Annotated in this window: 14 protein-coding genes and 1 other annotated feature; of the genes, 13 read left to right on the forward strand and 1 reads right to left on the reverse strand. The window is 36.4% G+C overall.

From position 1 onward, the window contains the following. Positions 1-6: 6 nt before the first annotated feature. The 8 genes from gyrA (at position 7) to ACSKY2_RS07620 (ending at position 9,666) form a co-directional block, all read left to right on the forward strand. Complete coding sequence (gene gyrA / locus ACSKY2_RS07585) at positions 7-2,574, forward strand: DNA gyrase subunit A (protein ID WP_489877335.1); 2,568 nt, start codon at positions 7-9, stop codon at positions 2,572-2,574. A 530-nt stretch (positions 2,575-3,104) separates the two neighbouring features. Beyond that, positions 3,105-3,326 (forward strand) — a binding site (T-box leader). 358 nt (positions 3,327-3,684) lie between these two features. Next, positions 3,685-4,455 (forward strand): acetoin reductase, encoded by a 771-nt coding sequence (locus ACSKY2_RS07590; RefSeq protein WP_489877336.1) that lies wholly within the window; start codon positions 3,685-3,687, stop codon positions 4,453-4,455. A 59-nt stretch (positions 4,456-4,514) separates the two neighbouring features. Beyond that, a complete protein-coding gene (locus tag ACSKY2_RS07595; protein ID WP_489877337.1) occupies positions 4,515-5,597 on the forward strand; it encodes a methionine ABC transporter ATP-binding protein in 1,083 nt (360 codons plus the stop codon). Continuing rightward, positions 5,587-6,261: a methionine ABC transporter permease gene (locus ACSKY2_RS07600; protein WP_489840402.1), complete on the forward strand. Its 675-nt coding sequence runs from the start codon at positions 5,587-5,589 to the stop codon at positions 6,259-6,261. The genes ACSKY2_RS07595 and ACSKY2_RS07600 overlap by 11 nt, the downstream gene beginning before the upstream one ends. Before the next feature lie 46 nt (positions 6,262-6,307). After that, the gene (locus ACSKY2_RS07605) at positions 6,308-7,171 is read left to right on the forward strand and encodes a MetQ/NlpA family ABC transporter substrate-binding protein (RefSeq protein ID WP_489877338.1); all 864 of its coding nucleotides are present in this window, start codon (positions 6,308-6,310) and stop codon (positions 7,169-7,171) included. Between the two features lie 541 nt (positions 7,172-7,712). After that, positions 7,713-8,204: a hypothetical protein gene (locus tag ACSKY2_RS07610; protein WP_489877339.1), complete on the forward strand. Its 492-nt coding sequence runs from the start codon at positions 7,713-7,715 to the stop codon at positions 8,202-8,204. Positions 8,205-8,234: 30 nt separating this feature from the next. Beyond that, positions 8,235-8,588: a hypothetical protein gene (locus ACSKY2_RS07615; RefSeq protein WP_489877340.1), complete on the forward strand. Its 354-nt coding sequence runs from the start codon at positions 8,235-8,237 to the stop codon at positions 8,586-8,588. 106 nt (positions 8,589-8,694) lie between these two features. Continuing rightward, positions 8,695-9,666 (forward strand): helix-turn-helix domain-containing protein, encoded by a 972-nt coding sequence (locus tag ACSKY2_RS07620; protein WP_489877341.1) that lies wholly within the window; start codon positions 8,695-8,697, stop codon positions 9,664-9,666. A gap of 151 nt (positions 9,667-9,817) precedes the next feature. Here the strand turns inward: ACSKY2_RS07620 and ACSKY2_RS07625 are convergent, their stop codons facing one another. Beyond that, on the reverse strand, positions 9,818-10,267 hold the full coding sequence (locus ACSKY2_RS07625; protein WP_489877342.1) for a GNAT family N-acetyltransferase: 450 nt from the start codon (positions 10,265-10,267) through the stop codon (positions 9,818-9,820). A 156-nt stretch (positions 10,268-10,423) separates the two neighbouring features. Between ACSKY2_RS07625 and ACSKY2_RS07630 the strand changes: the two genes are divergently transcribed. The 5 genes from ACSKY2_RS07630 (at position 10,424) to ACSKY2_RS07650 (ending at position 16,344) form a co-directional block, all read left to right on the forward strand. Then, complete coding sequence (locus ACSKY2_RS07630; RefSeq protein ID WP_489840609.1) at positions 10,424-12,595, forward strand: LTA synthase family protein; 2,172 nt, start codon at positions 10,424-10,426, stop codon at positions 12,593-12,595. A 138-nt stretch (positions 12,596-12,733) separates the two neighbouring features. Further along, on the forward strand, positions 12,734-13,204 hold the full coding sequence (locus ACSKY2_RS07635; protein WP_489840396.1) for a MerR family transcriptional regulator: 471 nt from the start codon (positions 12,734-12,736) through the stop codon (positions 13,202-13,204). A 197-nt stretch (positions 13,205-13,401) separates the two neighbouring features. Then, on the forward strand, positions 13,402-14,667 hold the full coding sequence (locus ACSKY2_RS07640) for a hydroxymethylglutaryl-CoA reductase, degradative (RefSeq protein ID WP_489877343.1): 1,266 nt from the start codon (positions 13,402-13,404) through the stop codon (positions 14,665-14,667). Positions 14,668-14,682: 15 nt separating this feature from the next. After that, on the forward strand, positions 14,683-15,633 hold the full coding sequence (locus ACSKY2_RS07645; protein WP_489877344.1) for an IpaB/EvcA family protein: 951 nt from the start codon (positions 14,683-14,685) through the stop codon (positions 15,631-15,633). Positions 15,634-15,642: 9 nt separating this feature from the next. Then, positions 15,643-16,344 (forward strand): NAD-dependent protein deacylase, encoded by a 702-nt coding sequence (locus tag ACSKY2_RS07650; RefSeq protein ID WP_489877345.1) that lies wholly within the window; start codon positions 15,643-15,645, stop codon positions 16,342-16,344. The last annotated feature ends 521 nt before the right edge of the window (positions 16,345-16,865 follow it).

A 16,865-nucleotide genomic window follows, 5' to 3' on the forward strand; every position in this document is an offset into this window, starting at 1 on the left:
AGTCAAATGGCTGAAGAAGAACAAAAAAACAGCCGTATTAAGCCCGCTAAACTTGGTGAGCAAATGCGAACATCTTTCTTGGATTATGCCATGTCAGTTATTGTGGCACGTGCGTTACCAGATGTACGAGATGGGTTGAAACCAGTTCATCGTCGTATTTTATATGGCATGAATGAATTAGGGGTAACACCAGATAAGCAACATAAAAAGTCAGCCCGTATTGTTGGGGATGTTATGGGAAAGTACCATCCACATGGGGATTCGGCAATTTATGATTCTATGGTGCGTATGGCGCAAGACTTTTCGTATCGTTATATGTTGGTTGATGGACATGGTAACTTTGGATCAGTTGATGGTGATCCAGCTGCTGCCATGCGTTATACTGAAGCGCGTTTAAGTAAAATTGCGACCGAAATGTTACGTGATATCAACAAGGATACGATTGATTTTCAAGATAACTATGATGGTACTGATCGTGAACCAGTTGTTTTACCAGCTCGTTTTCCTAATCTACTAGTCAATGGTGCGAATGGTATTGCGGTTGGAATGGCAACTAATATTCCACCACATAATTTAGGCGAAGTTATTTCCGGTCTTCATATGTTGATGAAGAATCCAGATATTACCACAACGGAATTGATGGAAGCAATTCCGGGACCAGATTTTCCAACAGGTGCTATTGTGATGGGAAAATCCGGTATTCGTAAAGCTTATGAAACGGGTAAGGGTGTTGTTACAGTCCGAGCAAAGACTGAAATTGAAACTGAAAAATCTGGTAAAGAACACATTATTGTGACTGAACTACCTTATATGGTCAATAAGGCTAAGTTAATTGAACGCATTGCTGAATTAGGTCGTGATAAACGCATTGAAGGAATTACTGGTGTCAATGATGAATCCGATCAAGAAGGAACGCGAATTGCAATCGAGATTCGTCGCGATGTTTCAGCATCTGTTGTCTTAAATAATCTGTACAAGAACACGTTGATGCAAACAAGTTTTAGTTTCAATATGTTGGCGGTGCAAGATGGCCGACCAAAACTTTTGGGATTAAAGGATATGTTGGTCGCTTATTTAGAACACCAGCAAAAGGTTGTTCGTCGTCGTACAGAATTTGATTTACGTAAAGCGCAAGCACGTGCTCATATTCTTGAAGGATTACGGATTGCTTTAGATCATATTGATGCGATTATTCATATTATTCGTAGTTCAGAGACTTCAGAAATTGCTAAGCAGAAGTTGATGTCCGATTATGCTTTATCAGATAAACAAGCACAGGCTATTCTAGACATGCGTCTGGTTCGTTTGACTGGTTTGGAACGCGATAAGATTGAAAATGAGTACCAAGGATTGTTAGCATCAATTGCCGATTTCCAAGATATTCTAGCTAAACCTGAACGAATTGATGAAATTATCTATACTGAGTTACTCGAGGTGCAATCGAAATATGGCGATGATCGTCGAACAGAATTGCAAATTGGTGATGTAACAAGTATTGAAGATGAAGACTTAATTGAAGAAGAAGACATTATTGTTTCATTGACACATGCTGGCTACATTAAGCGAATGGCACAAACAGAATTCCGTGCACAAAATCGTGGTGGTCGTGGTATTCAAGGTATGGGGGTCAATGATGATGACTTTATTGATGAATTAATTGGGACATCAACACATGATACATTATTGTTCTTTACGAATTCAGGTAAAGTTTACAAGATGAAGGGTTATGAGATACCAGAATATGGTCGTACAGCGAAAGGTATCCCGGTTGTTAACTTACTAGGTATTGAAGCTGGTGAGAGTGTTCAAACTGTTATCAACGTTCGTGGTGATGCCAGTGAAAGTGAAGATTATCTATTCTTTACAACTCGTCAAGGTGTTGTAAAACGGACACCAGTTAATGAATTTGGTAATATCCGTGCTCATGGTTTGAAGGCAATTAACTTACGTGATGATGATCAATTAATTAATGTATTGGTTACTGATGGTGATCAAAACATTATTATTGGTACCCATGGTGGTTACGCAGTATCATTCAATAGTGAAGCGGTTCGTTCAATGGGTCGTTCTGCTGCTGGTGTTCGTGGTATTACATTGCGTCCATCAGATTATGTCGTTAGTGCACAAGTATTGACCAAGGATGGACGCGTGCTAATTATTACTGAAAAAGGTTATGGTAAGCAAACGCCCGTTGACCAATACCCAATTAAAGGTCGTGGTGGTAAAGGTATCAAGACTGCACAAGTGACTGAAAAGAATGGGCCATTAGCTGGTTTAAAGGTTGTTGATGGTAGCGAAGATATTATGTTGACAACGAATAAAGGTGTTATGATCCGTTTCACAGTTGATTCAATTTCTGAAACGGGGCGTGCGACACAAGGTGTTCGTGTCATTCGTTTGGATGATGATTCTTCAGTTGCAACATTTGCGAAAGTTGAGCATATTATACCGGAGTCAGCTGACGAAGAAGAAACAACGACAGACTTACCAAATGCATCAACCGATGGTCAACAACCAGCAGAAGTTGTTGAATTACAACGTCGTGCAGAAAATGATGACAATGAGCAAGAGTAGTATTATTTAAATAAATAATCAAAGGGCGTGAGACAAAAAACAGCTTTAATTGCAATTTTTTGTAACCCATTTTAGGAGCAAGCAATCTACCAACTTAAAGTGGTTGGATTACTCGCTCTTTTTTGATGAGGTTGGGACAAAAGAAAATGTTTCAACCTCTTTTTGCTAAAATTATTTGAATTATAAGCCTATAATTTTTATAGCATAAACGCGTTCACAAAGACTGGATTCTCAATGTAACGGATTTACCCGCTTCACGGTCTGACGACCGCAAAACGTCCAAACCACGTTACACACCGAATCCAAAATGACTTTGTTCTCGCTCTCATCAAAAATAGGTGTTAATGTTTTTAAGCGGCAGATTAGATCAAATGTACAGTTTAGATTTTTTATTATACGTGATATTAATGCGCATGATGAGAGATAAGCTACGCCACCATCTTTTTGTTTAAAAATACTCAATACGGATATATTTAATCTTGACATCTCAAATTAATGAGTTTAAAATTTACACCAGATTAAAATAAGATTAAAAAGCAATGAAGAGATGAGTAAAATTGTGGCGTTCTCAGAGATCTTGTGATGGGTGTGAACAAGTAGCTAAGCAATTTGAAGATGGTCTTTGAGCGAAAGATTGGCGAGCGTCAGTGAGCTGTCGATGGTTAACTACCAATATCAAGTTAATTATGGCAACATAATAAGCTGGTGTTTACCAGGAATTAAGGTGGTACCGCGTTCAAAACGTCCTTAGGAAAGATATCTTTCCTAAGGATTTTTTTATTAAGCAATAAGTAAAATAATGTGATTCGGAAAGTAGTTACAAAACAAATTTACAGAGAAACGATAACTGTTGAGAGTCGTAATTGTGTTAGTAAACGAAAAATGGCCGATGATTAAGCAATGTGAGCAATAATGTTAGCATTGTTCGGGTTGTCTCCGTTATTGGACAAACCGAAATATAGGCAAAATTTCCTATATTTTGGTTAATGAGGTTTGTCTGAGTAATCGACAAACAAATCAGAATGGTAACGTGATGCCCTCACTTCTGTATAACACAGAAGTGGGGGTTTTAATTTAGTATAAAAATGAGATTGAAAAGGAGATATACACATGAGAAAAACAGCAATTATTACAGGGGCAGGTCAAGGAATCGGTGAAGCAGCTGCTTATCGTTTAGCAAAGGATGGCTTTAATATTGCAGCCGCCGATATTAATCAACAAACCGTGACAAAAGTTGTTCAAAATTTACGTGATCAAGGTTTTGAGGCAAAGGCTTATGTATTGGATGTTGCCGATCGCCAAGCTGTCTTTCACCTAGTCGATGAAGCGGTCAATGATTTTGGTGAATTAGCGGTATTCATAAATAATGCCGGTATTGCTTTTATTGATTCAGTGATTGATTCAGATCCAGAAAAAATTGCTAGATTGTTTGATGTTAATCTGAAAGGCACTTATTGGGGCATTCAGGCTGCTGCCAAGAAATTTAAACAACAAGGTCATGGTGGTCGCATTATTAATGCTGCTTCACTTGCTGGTATTGAGGCATCAGCCTTACAGAGTGCTTACTCAGCTTCCAAATTTGGTGTTCGGGGCTTAACGCAAGCTGCTGCTAAGGAATTGGCACCTGATCAAATTACAGTTAATGCATATTGTCCTGGTATTGTCCGCACCCCATTACGTGATGCAATTGATGCGAAAACGGCTCAAATTAAAGGAATTTCTGTTCCGCAACAACAAGCCAATTGTTTAACGGAAATTGGTTTAGGTCGTGAGGCAACTGCTGAAGATGTTGCAGAAATTATTGCTTGGTTTGCTTCACCGAGTGCAGCCTATATTACTGGTCAATCATTGTTAGTTGATGGTGGAATGCACTTTAGTTGATAAATCGTCTTTTTTATTATCAATACTGCAGAAAAAGAAAATAAAGGGAGGAGCATGCAATGGGTGTAACGGATATTGCGATTGATTTGCAAGATATCAAGGTAACTTTTAAGCGAAACGATGAATTAGTAACAGCTGTAGATAATGTCTCATTACAAGTAAAAAAAGGTAGCATCTATGGCATTATTGGTTATTCAGGTGCTGGTAAAAGTACTTTGGTACGAGTGATTAATTTATTACAACGGCCTACCAGTGGTCAGGTCATGGTGTCTGGCAAAAATTTACAACAATTAACAGATAAAAAGTTGCGTAGTGTTAGGCAAAAGATTGGTATGATTTTTCAACATTTTAATTTGCTACGTTCACGTACAGTTTTAAACAATGTTGCATATCCGTTATTGAGTCAAAAAATATCACGCAAAGATCGTGAGGCTAAGGCTTTAAAGTTGTTGCAATTAGTGGGATTAGAGGAATATGCACAATCATATCCAGACGAATTATCAGGTGGGCAAAAACAACGTGTTGCCATTGCCCGTGCTTTGGCAAATGACCCAGATATTTTAATTAGCGATGAGGCAACCAGTGCTTTGGATCCGCAAACAACTGAAGCGATTTTAAAATTATTGAAGAAACTGAACGATCAATTGGGGCTCACTATTGTTTTGATTACGCATGAAATGCAAGTCATTAAGTCAATTTGTCAGGAAGTTGCTGTGATAGAAAAAGGACAAATTATTGAACGTGGTTCAGTTGGTGAATTATTTACGAATCCACAACAACCACTAACAAAAAAGTTTGTTGAGTCGGCAGCAAATGTGACTGAAATGCGCCAACAAATCATAGAAGATAAACTAGTAGAGAAATTGCAACCAAATGAACACCTATTATATTTAAGATTTTCTAGTCAAGCAACTAGTGAGTCAGTTATTTCAGAATTAGCTATTCAGTATGGTGTGAAGGCTAATATTATTTTTGCCAACGTACAAAAAGTTGCGCAATTATCATTAGGGTACATGTTAGTTATTTTATCAACCCCAAGTGATCAATTTGATCAAGTGTTGCGCTATTTAGAGGGAGCAGGTGTCAAGGTCACTGATTGTTCTGATGTACCACAGGCGAAAGGAGAAATTTATGTTAGCTAATTTGTTTCCAAACGTTGTTAGTATCTGGCCACAATTTGTTCAATCCACTTGGGAAACACTATATATGACGTTCTGGTCAGCATTGATTGCAGGTGTGTTGGGGCTTGGAACAGGCATTTTCCTTGTTGTGACGCAACCAGGTGGTATTGATGCTGACCCACCATTTTATCTTTTTTTAGATAAAGTCGTTAACTTATTACGATCAATACCATTTATTATTTTACTAGCAGTTATTGCACCAGTCACAAAGTACATTGTTGGCACGACGGTTGGGACACCAGCTGCCTTAGTGCCATTAATTATTGGTATTTTTCCGTTTTATGCTCGCCAGATTCAAAATGCATTATTAAGTATTGAACCATCAGTCATTGAAGCTGCCCAAGCCATGGGATCGAGTACTGCTGAAATTATTTTTCGTATTTATTTACGAGAGTGTTTGCCTGATATTATTCGTGTTTCAGTTGTTACGATTATTAGTTTGCTTGGGTTGACAACAATGGCAGGTGCGATTGGATCAGGGGGTCTTGGTGATATTGCGATTAGTGTTGGCTATGCCCGTTTTGAAAATGATGTAACGATTGCGGCATTATTAGTGATTTTAGTGTTGGTATTTATGACACAAATCATTGGTGACTGGATTGCCCGTAGAGTTGAACGATTTTGATGGCAAACAATTCATATTTAGGCATCGACATAAGGGAGGCTAAAAAGTGAAGTTAAAAAATTGGTTGATATTAATCAGCAGCTTCGTGATACTTGGTGTTGTTGCGGTTGGCTTACATGTGGTCAATACTTACAAAATAGCGAATGCGCCTGATCAAATCACAGTCGGATCAATGGGAAGTGATTATCAAGTTTGGCAATATATTGCCAAAAGTAAAGAGGCTAAGGCGCTTAATTTGAAAATTCATGTGAAGCAGATCAACGATGGTGTGCAAATGAATAATGCAACGTCAGAGCATAATGTGAATGTTAATGCTTTTCAATCGTATGCATATTATGAGGCTTATAATCACGAAAATCCGAAACATCAGTTAACCGTGTTAGGAACCACTTACTTAGAGCCAATGGGCATATATTCAGATAAGTATCGGGCAATCAAAGATATTGGGACTGGGGCAACCATTGCTATTGCAGATAATCCAGCAAATACCGCACGCGGGTTGTTATTATTACAAGATGCGGGGTTGATCAAATTGAAAGCAGGTTTTAACTCATTGGGTAATGTGGATGACATCGTATCAAATCCGCGTCAGTTAAAATTTAAAAAGATTGATGATACAACTGGTCCACGTGTCTTGAATAGTGTTGATGCTGCATTAATTTCAAATACTGTCGCCTTAGAAGGACACCTTAATGTGCTGAAAGATTCACTCTATCATGAGAAAATCAATCAAAGCACCCGTCAAAATGTTAATATTTTAGCGACAGCAGCTGATGTTTCGCATAAAGATAAACAGACTTATCAAAAATTAGTCAAACTTTATCATGAACCGGCGATTCAAAAATATGTGAAAGATAAATATCAAGGTACCAAGATTGACGTACAAAAACCAGTTGCTTATTTGAAATAAATCTGAATAGGTAACTGCCATGATGTGAAAATAATTTTTTTAAAAGGGTGATTCTGGTCACTCTTTTTTTATGTGATCACTTTTAAATGGCTAAGGTAATGCAAATAATTGTATTTTTCTGATTACAAGATATAAAATGGCCCTAACTTGGTATTTAATATTCATATAAGTTACAGGGAGATAGACGTGTTGAAAATAAAAAAGACGAATCTTTTCATCGGACTGATTTTAGGGGCAAGTTTAGGCCTTTACGGGGATATCAATGATGATGTGAGGGCTGAAAAATGATAGTCATACGTCTAAAGCAGTGAAACAGGCAAAAATATTAAGTCAACAATATCAATATAAAAAAGCAAAAGCGCTGCTATCTGGGCATAAAGGTGCAACCGTCAATCAGCTGAAAAAGAATATCAATAACTAACAATCAAAATTGGTCACGTGGGATGACCCAACAAAGATTTCACATCTTTTTTATCATTCATTAATTGGTGATCCTAAGCAGGCATTTTCATCTAAACAAGCTTAAGGGTATAAAGATTACATGGTTACAATTGATGAGTTTAAGCCAATGCTTAGTCAGTTATATGATAGAGGCTATGTGTTAATTAATTTTAAGGATATTATTTCGATTAATCAGCAAGGCAAGTTAAAATTTAAACCAATTCAGTTACCAGTAGGGAAAAAACCACTAATTCTTTCTCAGGATGATGTTAATTATTATGAGTATATGAAAGATTCTGGGTTTGCCGATAAATTATTACTGAATAAAAATGGTGCTGTTAAAAATCAATATACCGTAAATGGTCAAAAAAAGATTGGCGACTATGATATGGTGCCAATTATTGATACATTTATTAAAAAACATCCTGATTTTTCTTATGGTGGGTCAAAGGGTATTGTTGCTGAAACAGGTTATAACGGTACGTTAGGTTATCGTTCATCAGTCAGTCAATATGGTCATACAAAAAAGACACACCAAGAAGCAAAACGTGCAACAAAAGTCGCTGATGCGATGAAAAAAGAAGGTTGGTAGTTTGCATCCCATTCATGGGGACATATTAATATGACAGAATCAAATATCGACAATATCAAAGCGGATACAAAGCTTTGGCAGCAAGAAGTACAACCAATTGTTGGTAAAACCCCTGTGCTAATCTATCCATTTGGTGCAGACATTGGTTCTTTCACTAATTATACGAATGATAATGAAAAATACACTTATCTGAAGAGCGTTGGTTTTCATATTTTTGATAATGTTGATGCATCACAAACTTCTTGGGGTCAGTTGACAGATGATTATTATCGCAACGCGCGGATAAATGTAGATGGTATTCGGTTACATGAAACGATGACTGGGCAAAATGTTGTTTTGAATGATTTTTTTGATACGAAGACAGTTTATCATCGTGACAATTAAAACCGTCTGATAAATAATAGATAAAAATAGACAAGTTTTACTATTGATTGACTAATTCGCGTTATAATAGTACGCAATACAACAAGTGTTGGAGGAATAATTTATCATGGGTAAAAATCGCGTCCCTGCTGAAGCAGTTCGAAATGCGTTAATACATTTTATTAAGAAACGTAATATTTCCATTCCAATTATTTTAAAATCTGTCGATATTTCAAGATCACGTTTATATGACTATCTAAAAGGAAATGGTCGTGTTAGTGCAACAACATTTGTGAATTTACTGAGTACAATTGGGGTTTCATATGACGAATTGTTATTGCACATTTATTTAACACAACCGGAATTGGTTGATTCAACGATTAAAGAATTAGGACTAGATCCAAATTCGTATACACAAACACCTAATGAAGACATGGTGTATCAAGTATTATCATTATTTGAGGAAACACAAGACACACGTTTGTTATTAAATGTCGTTCGTGCAATCAATGCTCAAGTCGTTAACTTTGCACAACGCTATCGTTTAGTGGAGATTGCACGACCAACCATTGTTAAAATTTTAGATCATCGTGATTCATACTCATCGACGGATATGTTATTATTTGCTAATATTATTCGTCATGAGCAGTATAGTACGGTCAAAACAATGGTTAAAAAAATGTCTGATCAGGTACAACAAATCGCCTCACTAGAAGGCTATGGTTTGGTCGAAATGGATAACTTTTTGCCAGCAGCAGTTTGGAATGTTGGTTTGTTAAACTTCCAATTATTATTATTGGCCTTGGAAAATGGGGATCAAGAGACAGTTGCAAAGACACTTCATTTTATTGAAGTATGTACATTGCCTGATTTTGGTAGTTATTTTACTTTTGTTAAAAAATTGACAGAAGTTGTTAAATTAACGTTAAATGATCAACCAGAGGAGGCAGAAAAGCTTTGGGAAGCAACAGTGAGTGCGCTGAAGTTTATGGTTGATGATCGTTTCTGGCCAAGTTTTACGTATTTATCACAACAGTCATATCAAGAATTTATCAAACCAGTGACAGACTATCGGAACATTATTAATGAAATCATTTGATGATAATGAGAGTGTGACAAAAGGCTTCAGTCTTTTGAAACGCGTTTAAAGGCGCTAATCTACCAATCAAAATTGATAGATTAGCGCCTTTTTAGCTGGTCATAACGACTGATGTGCCAATCCCTATTGTATAGATTTATCACCATTATAATTACTTTAAGTGCAATACCATATGACGATGGTTGATATTAGCTTCTTTAAAGATAGGACCTTCAGCTTTAAAACCTAGTTTTTCATAAAAACCAATGGCGGTAACTTGAGCACCTAAATCCAAAATTTCGACATTTGCTTGTGTTGCATCAGTAATGATTTGCTGCAATAAAGCAGCTGCATAACCGTTACCACGTGCCGTTTTTATTGTAGCAACACGCTGAACGTGCCAATGATGTTGTTCATCATTGTTAGCGACACGTGCTGTTGTGATTGGTTTATCTGCTAAAAAACCAACATAATGGATTGTCTCAGGATCGAGGTCGTCTAATTCAATTTCTGTGGGCACACCTTGTTCTTTTATGAAAACAGCTTTACGAATCATAATGGCAGCATCACGAATTGTGCCGATGCCATGTTCATGTTTAATTTGGAAACCTTTTTCTATCATATTATTGCCTCATTAATGATGTTTTTACTATTTTACCGCATATTTATCATTTTAGAAAAAAGACTAAGGTGCCATAAGCGATTTTGCGCTATAATGGGACAGATATTACTTTTAAAATCAGAGTTACAAGATTTAGAAAGAAGAGAGCAAACAACTATGGCGCATAAGGGTCGTTTTGCTTGGATGAATACACGATTAGGTTTTGTCTTAATCTTGATCATATTAGTCTGGGCAAAAACACAATTAGCAAATATAATGGATTTCCATCTTTATTCAGGTGCTTCCATTGTTCAAGTAATCACCTTGTTGCTTAATCCAATACCGATTGCAACGTTACTCATCGGGATAGCTTTTTATTTTCGAAAGTCTAAGTTATTTTACCCAGTGGCGATTATTATGTACATCATTAATACATTAATGGTGCATTTAAATGTTATTTATTATCGTGAATTTACAGACTTTATGTCCGTAGCAACGATGTTGGGCTATGACAAAGTAAATCAAGGATTAGGCGCTTCAGGATTTGCCCTGACAAATATTCATGATTTACTTTATTGGATTGATATTCCAATTTTTATTATCTTATTTCTATTAAAAAAGATGCGTTTTGACAAGCGTGAAACATCAAAATTTATGGGCTTTACGATGACAACCTTTGCGTTATTTGGGTTCATGACAATGCTTGTGTTAGGTGAGGCTGATCGACCACAACTAATTACACGTCAATTTGATAGTAAAATGATGGTTAAGTATCTTGGTATTGATGCCTATACTGTGTTGGATGGTATTAAAACACACGGCGTAACCGAGATGCGAAAAACAGCGAAGAAATCTGATATTGATAATGTTTTGTCATATGTGAATAAACATTATGCAGATGCAAATGCTAAATATGCAGGTATTGCAAAAGGTAAGAACGTTTTTGTGATTCACTTGGAATCATTCCAACAATTTTCACTTGATTTAAAGGTCAATGACCAAGAAGTGACACCTAATTTGAATAATATCTATCATTCAGATTCAACGATTGCATTTGATAACTTCTTTCACCAAGTTGGCCAAGGAAAAACTTCCGATGCGGAAAATATGTTAGAAACATCAACCTTTGGCTTACCACAAGGATCATTATTTGCGACACAAGGTAATGATCAAACCTTTGAAGCTATGCCGTCAATATTAAAACAAACGGGTGGCTATTCATCAGCTGTCTTCCATGGTAATAATGCTAGTTTCTGGAATCGTAATAACGTCTATAAAAATATGGGTTATCAATATTTCTTTGATGCCAGTTATTATGATACATCTGGGGACAAAGCCATGGGTTATGGCTTAAAGGATAAGTTATTATTTTATGATTCAATTCCGTACTTAGAAAAAATGCAACAACCATTTTATGCGAAGTATATTACGGTAACGAATCATTTCCCTTATAGTCTAGATGATGAAGATAAAGATCCAAACTTTACGACGACGGATACAGATTCTGATGTTGTTAACGGTTATTTTGAAACAAACCATTATTTGGATCAATCAATCGGTGAATTCTTTAACTATTTGAAGAAATCAGGACTATATAACAAATCAATTATTGTGCTATACGGTGATCATTATGGTATTTCAAATTCAGAAAATAAACAATTAGCTTCCGTCTTAGGTAAAGATGCCAGTGATTGGGGTGATTTTGATAATGCACAAATGCAACGTGTGCCATTTATGATTAATATTCCTGGTTGGCATGGTGGTGGTATCAACCATACTTATGGTGGTGAAATTGATGTGATGCCAACGATCTTACATTTATTGGGTGTTGATTCAAAGAAATATGTGCAATTAGGGCAAGACTTGTTAAGTACTAACCGACAACAAGTGGTCGCCTTCCGTGACAAAGATTTCGTGACACCAGAATATACGTACACTAATCATGTCTTGTACGATAATGCGACAGGTGAAGCAATTAAAGCACCTTCAAAGAAAATCAAGGCAAAATTTGAAAAAGATCAGGAAATCGTTAAAAAACAATTAAAAGTATCCGATAATCTTAATCAAAAAGATTTATTACGTTTCTACAAACCAAAAGGTTATCAACGAGTCGATGCATCAAAGTATAACTATTCGAATGGGTTAGCAAAGCTATTAAAGCTTGATAAACAATTAGGTACAAACTCAACATCTTTGTGGCATCAACGTAATGATAAAAAATCACAAACATTGTATGAAACAGATGCACCAGAAAAGGATAAACCAAAGTCAGATACTTCACGTATTCAACAAGTTAATCCAGATGGTGGTGATGATACAGATGGTGGTGATGACACACCAAATCCATAATGTGGCGATATCGATATGAGATTTGGTCACAGGATAATCTTTGATTTGTCGATATTTTCTTGTGCTACATTTAACGAAGTTGACAAATTTGTTAAATGACCTGACAATAAAAGCGACAATATTTGAAGGAGCGGGGTTATGGCATTTTCAGGAGAACATCACTTTCGTATGAAGGCTTTGGCATCGGATTTATTTCAATTTCGAATCGGTGAATTAGCAACAATGACGGGTGTGTCAACACGTCAATTGCGTTATTGGGAGAGCAAAGGCATTATCTCTTCATTAAATCGAGAAGGTGAACAAGATGCACGTGTCTATAATTACACGACATATGTAACAGTTGCCGCAATTAAAGAGTTTTTAGATGATGGTTATACACTAAAAGGTGCCGTCAAAAAAACAAAAGAATACCAAGAAAACTGGCGTGTATTACATGAAGTTATGCATAATGGTGTTAAAGGGGTTGTGTTATTAGAGGGTATACCAACTGTTGATTTAGGATTCTTTGATGAACAAGAAACGCAACGTTTATATGCTCGCATTGATGAAAATCATCAAGTAAAATATATTGTGCAATCCTGGCCAGATAACTCAAAACAGATTGATTAAAAATAAGCTTTCATGACATGTGTTAGCAAAAATTTTTTGATTCTTAATATATGGCAAGACTGACAATTTACCATTGCATATGGTTAAATGTCAGTCTTTTTCATTTTACGAATTTTTTTAAATAATGCTCTTCTAATCGCAAAAATAAGTAAAGAACTGTTAAACTAATAAATAGATAGAACAACGAGGAAAAATGAATGGCAGATTGGCATAATTTTTATAAACGATCATGGTCAGAACGGCTGGCAGTATTAGTTGATAATCAAAAGTTAACAGTTGCGGAACAAACACTGATGCAACAGCAATATGATAAGATTGGGGCACAGCAAGTTGAAAATTATATTTATAATTTTGGTGTACCGACGGGATTATTGTTACAATTGCCAGTTGATGGTCAAGAAGTGATCGTACCAATGGCAACAGAAGAACCTAGCGTGATTGCAGCAGCCAATAATGGTGCACGTATGATGCGTCAAGGTTTGGGTGTCAAAACAAGACGCCGACAACATTTTATGCGTGGGCAAGTATTATTGGTTAATGTGCAAGATGTAGATGGCTTACAATCTTATATTATCGATAATACAGAACAACTATTACAGTGTGCGAATGATGCACATCCATCGATGTTAGCTAGAGGTGGCGGTGCGCAGAAAATAACAGTCGAACTACTAGATGAAACTAATGTGGCGGTCAATGTCTTGGTTGATACAAAAGAGGCGATGGGTGCGAATACAGTCAATACAATGGCTGAAGCTGTTGCAAATCAGCTCCGTCAGCAAGGATACCAGGTATTAATGGCGATCTTATCAAACTATGGCACAGAATCTTTGGTTGAAGCTGAAGTTGCGATACCAGTTGATGCATTAGCAACCAAACAAGGATTGTCAGGTGAACTTGTTGCAGAAAAAATTGCTTTGGCCAGTCATCTGGAAACTTTGTCACCACATCGGGCAGTAACTGCTAATAAAGGTATCTTAAATGGTATCGAGGCGGTGGTTTTAGCAAGTGGCAACGATACACGGGCTGTTAATGCATCATTACATGCATATGCTGCACGTCATGGTCAGTATCAAGGATTAATTTCATGGCAAGTAGAACAGCAACAATTGGTTGGTCGAACCGTGATGCCATTATCAATTGGCGTTGTTGGTGGGTCGATTGGGATTGTACCAGCTGTTAAATTAAATCATCATATTATGAATAATCCAAATGTTGAACAATTGGCTAGCATTATTATTGCGACAGGTTTGGCACAAAATTTGGCGGCATTACGCGCCTTGGTTTCGACAGGTATCCAAGCAGGTCATATGGCATTGCAAGCGAAGTCACTTGCTCTTCAAGTCGGTGCAACAGAAGAAGAATTACCACAACTCGTTGAAAAATTAAATCAAGCAACGCAAATAAATGCAACCACTGCACGGCAATTGTTAGTAGAAATACGTGCCATGATATCTAAAAAATAAAAGTAGGAAAAATAAATGAAATTTGCAAAAGAAACAATCACATTATTAGATCAGGTCAATAAGGTATATCCCGGGTCCGTTGTTTTACGAGGTAATGAGGAAGCGAGTGGGGTTATTACGCATGATCAAGTAACCACAGCAATGTTAGGGACACGATTGATGGTTGAAGTAAATGATGCAACCGCACCAAATTTTCTAGCAACTTCAGAATTATTAATGATGCTATTGACATTAAATGGTTATCCACAAATTTATTTTCAATTGAATGATGATGATGTGTCATTAACTGATCAATTGATGGTTATGGCGACTTACTTATATCAACCAGCTTTGCGAGCAATTGTTTATCGGGAACAGGCAGCACATGGCTTGTTGACAGATGATGTTGTTAAGGGGATGGTTGCGGGTGTTCAAAAGACATTGACGAAAGAAGCTGAAAATAATCAGGGAGAAGCAGCATTACGGTTACTAACGTTACTAGACTTACAAGTATTTTTAAATAATGTACCACAGGAAACGACAGCAATTGTTGAAACGATGATTGCGTTATATCCAAAAGCATGGGCGGCAGCAGAAAAAATTGTAACAGCTATGCGAATTGATGATATTAAAAATCCATTTACAGTTCATCGTGCTGTCGTGACAGCTTTTTCTATGTTTGATGAACAAATGGCTGCTTGGCATTTACCTGAAATTCATGCTGATGAGTTTGCGACATTGACACCAGTACTATCAGAACGTCAATTGAGGTTACCGCTGGCACAAGTATTTGATATCAAACATATGACGATGACAGACCGTAATACTGGTAAATCAGCTTATGCTGGTTTATTAAAAACATCGGGTCAGAATAGTTTTGTGCTTTCAGCACCGGATGATCAACTTGCTGATTTTTTCAAGGAACTTTATCAAACACCCGTTAAAGAAGTATTGACAAAATTAGGCCAACCTTTTGCAGTTCGTTAGGAGGAGAAAATGACATTAATAACGTCGGACATCCAACAATTATTTAATCAGGCGAAAAATATTGTGTTTTTAACTGGTGCTGGCGTGTCAACAGCATCAGGTATTCCTGATTATCGATCTAAGGGAGGTATTTATGATGGCGTCTCATTACCACCAGAATATCTATTAAGCACAGAAGCCTTAGCAAAAGAACCTGAAAAGATGTATGAATTTGCAAAGGAAAATATGTATTTCCCAGATGCACAACCAAATATTATTCATCAAAAGATGGCAGCTTTAACGCAACAACAACGTGCACGAATTATTACCCAAAATGTTGATGGTTTACATTTGAAGGCAGGGGCTGAACATGTTATTGAATTCCATGGGTCACTATATAATATTTATGCACCTAAAGATGGTCAACCAAGTGATGTGAAATCATATTTACATTCACTTTATCGTGAAGATGGTGCATTATTACGACCAGCAATCACTTTATATGGTGAAGTACCATTTCGGGTCGATGAAGCAGTACAATGGGTTGCACAAGCAGACTTTGTTGTGATCGTGGGAACAAGCTTTGTGGTCTATCCATTTGCTGGTTTATTACAATACGTGAGTCCAAATGTACCAGTATTAGCAATTAATTTAGAAAAAATTCCAGCACCATCGAACGTTAAACAAATTGTTGGTGATGCACGGGAATTTTTCACTGATCTCAAAATATAATCAATGTTCTTTCTATTTATTAAATAAGCTGATAGGTATGATGGTTGTTTAATCGCTAGTAAGATGATGTTAAACATTTATATTGTAGATTTGGTTATATCTTAGTAAGAGTTAGGCAAACTTATTGGCAGAGGAGAAGAATGATTTAAGTCGGTTAAAAAGTCGTGAATTCACCATTCTAATCTGGTGGATTCACGATTTTTTATTGTACATAATAGATTTATTTGCCAGATAATTTTCTATACTAATTGGTGAATAAGAATGTTCGTAAAAAATTATAAATAATTACTTGTTGACGAACGTTAGGATTACTGCTAACATATTTAAGTGGTCGTGTGAGATAACGGATTTACAGTTTAAATCAATTAATAATTAATTTAATTAGTTGTTGACAATGATTTGAATATACTGTAATATGAGTTAAGTTGTCAGCGGGACAACGTAGATCATTGAAAACTGAATATCGTTTCGATGAAACAAATGTGTAGGGTCATCAAGCAATTTGCTTGATACAAAAACAT

Source organism: Weissella sp. ESL1156 (assembly GCF_058505625.1).

What these genes read in the sequence shown, in the direction of transcription:
- gyrA (WP_489877335.1), top strand. Translation starts at nt 7, where the DNA reads ATGGCTGAAGAAGAACAAAAAAACAGCCGTATTAAGCCCGCTAAACTT.
- ACSKY2_RS07590 (WP_489877336.1), top strand. Translation starts at nt 3,685, where the DNA reads ATGAGAAAAACAGCAATTATTACAGGGGCAGGTCAAGGAATCGGTGAA.
- ACSKY2_RS07595 (WP_489877337.1), top strand. Translation starts at nt 4,515, where the DNA reads ATGGGTGTAACGGATATTGCGATTGATTTGCAAGATATCAAGGTAACT.
- ACSKY2_RS07600 (WP_489840402.1), top strand. Translation starts at nt 5,587, where the DNA reads ATGTTAGCTAATTTGTTTCCAAACGTTGTTAGTATCTGGCCACAATTT.
- ACSKY2_RS07610 (WP_489877339.1), top strand. Translation starts at nt 7,713, where the DNA reads ATGGTTACAATTGATGAGTTTAAGCCAATGCTTAGTCAGTTATATGAT.
- ACSKY2_RS07615 (WP_489877340.1), top strand. Translation starts at nt 8,235, where the DNA reads ATGACAGAATCAAATATCGACAATATCAAAGCGGATACAAAGCTTTGG.
- ACSKY2_RS07620 (WP_489877341.1), top strand. Translation starts at nt 8,695, where the DNA reads ATGGGTAAAAATCGCGTCCCTGCTGAAGCAGTTCGAAATGCGTTAATA.
- ACSKY2_RS07625 (WP_489877342.1), bottom strand. Translation starts at nt 10,267, where the DNA reads ATGATAGAAAAAGGTTTCCAAATTAAACATGAACATGGCATCGGCACA.
- ACSKY2_RS07630 (WP_489840609.1), top strand. Translation starts at nt 10,424, where the DNA reads ATGGCGCATAAGGGTCGTTTTGCTTGGATGAATACACGATTAGGTTTT.
- ACSKY2_RS07635 (WP_489840396.1), top strand. Translation starts at nt 12,734, where the DNA reads ATGGCATTTTCAGGAGAACATCACTTTCGTATGAAGGCTTTGGCATCG.
- ACSKY2_RS07640 (WP_489877343.1), top strand. Translation starts at nt 13,402, where the DNA reads ATGGCAGATTGGCATAATTTTTATAAACGATCATGGTCAGAACGGCTG.
- ACSKY2_RS07645 (WP_489877344.1), top strand. Translation starts at nt 14,683, where the DNA reads ATGAAATTTGCAAAAGAAACAATCACATTATTAGATCAGGTCAATAAG.
- ACSKY2_RS07650 (WP_489877345.1), top strand. Translation starts at nt 15,643, where the DNA reads ATGACATTAATAACGTCGGACATCCAACAATTATTTAATCAGGCGAAA.